We start from the raw sequence: 2,684 nt of genomic DNA on the forward strand, positions 1-2,684 counted from the left end.
TATAACTAATAATTAAAAATCTTAATTTTATTTATACTTTTATTTGCATTTATATACACAATCACTAATATTTCTGAATATTTATAATGACTATTGTTGAATTTTTATTCAAATTAATAAAAAATTCTATGATTACTTTTATAAATATCAAACTACACTACTCCTTTATTATAAATACCTCTTCTGACTTCTCAGATCCAATTCTAATAAGAGTATTATATATAAGCATAACCCAAAACCCTTTCTTTCTGCACCTTGTTAAATTCAATATATATTAAACTCAATCAACATAATTTATTAGTATAATTAATAAACTTATTTTCAATATTAATTTCATAATTATTTATATTTAATAAAAGAAGTTATAAATCTAATTTAATTATCTATCTAAAATAATAATTTGAATATTTTTTTGTTTTTTAGTTAAATTTATTGAAAGTTGTATCACATAATAGTATAATATAATTAACCTGATATTTTTTCCATTTGCTCAATAAAATAACAGGTGCTAATTTAAAAAATTAATATAAATCTTTTATTAATAGGTATTAACAAGGGAGGGTTATAAGATGAATAAAGAGAACTTAACTGTTAAAGATGTAGCTGAATATCTAAACAGAAGTGAAACTACAATCTATAATATGCTTAATAATGGTGAACTTCCTGGTATAAAGTTAGGAGGAAAATGGATTGTAAGAAAGAAAGATTTAGATGAATTTTTAAACAATATGTTAGCTCAACAACAAAATTAATATTTCCAAAATAAAACCATGGTATTTACCATGGTTTTATTTTAGTTATCTTATATTTTATTGAAAGGAGAAGATAATGTCTTTGAATAAATTAGAAAAATTACTAAAATCTTTAGATCTACAGGAATTGAAGGAAGCTAAAATTTTAGTTAATAACTATTATAAAAAAATAAAGAAAGCTAAAAGCTCTAATCAATTAATCGATACCTATACTAATAAATATGGAGTTTATTTTAGATTAGAGAAAGTATTTTGTAATAAATCTAATTGTCAAAAGTGTAATGAAAAAAATAAAGAAGGTCATGGACCTTATTGGTACAGTTATAAAAATGGTAAAAGAGAATATATCGGAAAGAAAAGTAAGGTAGAATTAAATAAAATTAATAAAAACTCTAGATTTATAGTCAAAAATAAAGATACTCATTTACCTTATAGGAGATAAGGTGTTTACAAATGTAAACACCTTTTTGATTTTTTATATTAAAAAATCATTAATCCCTATAATAAAGACCGTTGACAGATGTTTACAGGTTTTTATTGACAGTTAAGTTAAATAAATGTATAATACATTTGTAATGTTCTATAATAATCTAACAATAAATTTGTATTAAATAATATTATTGAATTTAAATATAAAGCTATTATCTATAAGGAGGACACTTTATGCGAACTGAAAAAATTAGAGTTATTGGAGTAGATTTAGGCTACGATTCGGTAAAAATGATGGCTAAAGGTGAGAAAATAATTTTTCCATCTTTAGTTGAAGAAGAAGAAGAAGGAATTTTATTAGAAAATTCCTTAGAGGTTCTTAAAAACGAAGAAATATTAGAAAAATTTGATATGAATAAAATTATCATCAAAATTCAAGACAAAATAATACGTGGTTACAATGATGAGGATTTTAATACTTATCGCGTAGGAGATTATGTGTTAAATCAGCGTTCTTCTTCTGTGGGGTATTCCTTATCAGACCAAAAATATAAAGAGCCTGAAGAATTTGCTAAATTATTATCAGGGATATCCTTACTTTTTCCTAAAGCTGATAAGATAATTATTAAAAATCTAGTTACTGGCTTACCAATTAAATACTATGAGAAACATAAGGATTCTTTCAAAAAGGAACTAGTTAATACTTTTAATATTCAAATTAAAAATATTAAAAATCAATTTATCTCTAAAGAAATTGAAATAAAAAAAGCAACAGTTATCCCCCAAGGATTAGCTTCTTATTATGATTTTATTATGGATGATAATGGCTTAGTAACTACCAATATAGAAGGTGGTCTAGGAATTATAGATTTAGGAGGACTTACTATTGATTGTGTAGCTTTTAATGATGGAGAATTAATTAAAGACTCTCCTATTTCTTTTAATGATGGAGTAAGAACTAGAATATTTAAAAAAATCCAAGATGCTTTAGATATAGATATTTCTCAAGACTTAATTAAAAAGCAAATTTTAGCTGGTAAAGACTTTATTAAAGTTAGAAATGAAAAATATGAATTTAAAGAAATTAAAGATTATGCTATTGATAAACTAGCTAAAGATATTGCCCTACAAATTAAAAATCGCTGGGAATCTTTCTTAATGATAGATAAAATTTTAATTACTGGCGGAGCCACAATATTACTATTTGAAAATATTAATAATTATTTAGAAAGTTTTCCATGTGAAAGAATAGATAATGAGCCTCAATTCAGTAACTGTCGTGGTTATATGAAGTTAGGTAAAGCTTTAAATAGAAAAAGAGAACAAGAACTAAAAGCTAAATTAAAAGAAAGGACAAACCAAGCTACTGAAAAAGTAGCAGTAACTACTAATGAAGGATAGAAGGGGATAATTATGTCCAAACTCTTCTTAAGTGTACGCATAACAGAAAATTTCTTTACAAATGAGGAGATAAATCAAATACAAAAAGAGTTACAAAAGTAT

3 protein-coding genes are annotated in these 2,684 nt (G+C 23.9%); all 3 read left to right on the plus strand.

Features of this window, described 5'->3' with window-relative positions:
• Positions 1 to 569: 569 nt before the first annotated feature.
• The 3 genes from U472_RS16015 to U472_RS16025 all read left to right on the plus strand — a co-directional run bounded on the left by U472_RS16015 (position 570) and on the right by U472_RS16025 (position 2,582).
• Positions 570 to 752, plus strand: a complete 183-nt coding sequence (locus tag U472_RS16015) for a helix-turn-helix domain-containing protein (protein ID WP_068719852.1) — start codon at positions 570 to 572, stop codon at positions 750 to 752.
• Positions 753 to 828: 76 nt separating this feature from the next.
• The gene (locus U472_RS16020; RefSeq protein ID WP_068719854.1) at positions 829 to 1,194 is read left to right on the plus strand and encodes a DUF6788 family protein; all 366 of its coding nucleotides are present in this window, start codon (positions 829 to 831) and stop codon (positions 1,192 to 1,194) included.
• Positions 1,195 to 1,415: 221 nt separating this feature from the next.
• Positions 1,416 to 2,582 (plus strand): ParM/StbA family protein, encoded by a 1,167-nt coding sequence (locus U472_RS16025; RefSeq protein ID WP_068719856.1) that lies wholly within the window; start codon positions 1,416 to 1,418, stop codon positions 2,580 to 2,582.
• The last annotated feature ends 102 nt before the right edge of the window (positions 2,583 to 2,684 follow it).

Origin of the sequence: Orenia metallireducens (assembly GCF_001693735.1) — a bacterium.
GTDB classification, from domain to species: domain Bacteria; phylum Bacillota; class Halanaerobiia; order Halobacteroidales; family Halobacteroidaceae; genus Orenia; species Orenia metallireducens.